Genomic DNA, 799 nt, shown 5'->3' with positions numbered 1-799 from the left:
CCCCGCCGACTTTCTACCATTGCCTAAGGAAGTATTGCCTGACTCAGGTAAGTCAGCTGCAGAAAAGAATAACGATGATCGTGTTATTGGTTCAGGATTCACGCAATTCTTTTTAGCCGCTGGAACAAATACCGACGAATAGGCGAATAAAGGAAAACAATAAAGGAAAGTAGCATGAATAAAAAAACAAAATCGTTTTTTCTTGTTAGTTTATTTCTAGGTGGCTTCATTATCTTAATTTCTTGGATGTATCTGTCACCTAAAACTTATCCTGATTCACATGACGTACCCACGCAATATCAGACAATTAAAAGTGCTGATGAAGGGTACATTATCATTCATAAAGCTGGGTGCAAGAGATGCCACCAGGCTTCTAAGTCAATTGTTCCCGCTTTGTCTGATGTTAAAGTGCCAATATTAGTGGTTGAAGCAGGTAAAATGCAGACCGAAGTTAAAAACGATTCATCTTATCCAAATATTCTAAGCCTTTATCAGGTCAATCATTATCCAACCATTTTGCACTTAAAGAGTGGTGTAGTAGTTGATCGCTATTCGGGCGCTAATCGGGATAAGATAGAACAAATATTGAAGGGGAGGAATTAATGCATTTTTTTAACAAACTAAAATTTAAAAAAACTTCTCTTTCAAAAAAATCTATCTTCATTCTAGCTTTATTTCTGGTTATATTGGGTTGTTTAGCTTTTCAAACTTTAAATAATATGAATCAATTGTCTAACCTAAATGCCACTGCTGATAAGGGGCCGGTGAAAGATAGTCGCTCAAATAAAGAGATTACAAT

Annotated in this window: 1 protein-coding gene and 1 pseudogene; both read left to right on the top strand. The window is 35.9% G+C overall.

Features of this window, described 5'->3' with window-relative positions; genetic code table 11:
* The first annotated feature begins 174 nt into the window (after positions 1–174).
* Positions 175–603, top strand: coding sequence for a thioredoxin domain-containing protein (locus IV71_RS07385; RefSeq protein ID WP_056995069.1), 429 nt, complete (start codon positions 175–177; stop codon positions 601–603).
* Positions 603–799: pseudogene (locus IV71_RS08400) on the top strand (hypothetical protein); the annotation flags it as partial. The gene IV71_RS07385 and the pseudogene IV71_RS08400, both read left to right, overlap by 1 nt.

The organism is Fructobacillus fructosus KCTC 3544 (assembly GCF_001438695.1).
In the GTDB taxonomy this organism is placed as follows: domain Bacteria; phylum Bacillota; class Bacilli; order Lactobacillales; family Lactobacillaceae; genus Fructobacillus; species Fructobacillus fructosus.
This window is presented reverse-complemented; position numbering and strand designations above follow the sequence as displayed.

Excerpts from the sequence above, each read along its gene's own strand:
- IV71_RS07385 (WP_056995069.1), top strand. The coding sequence starts at position 175 with ATGAATAAAAAAACAAAATCGTTTTTTCTTGTTAGTTTATTTCTAGGT.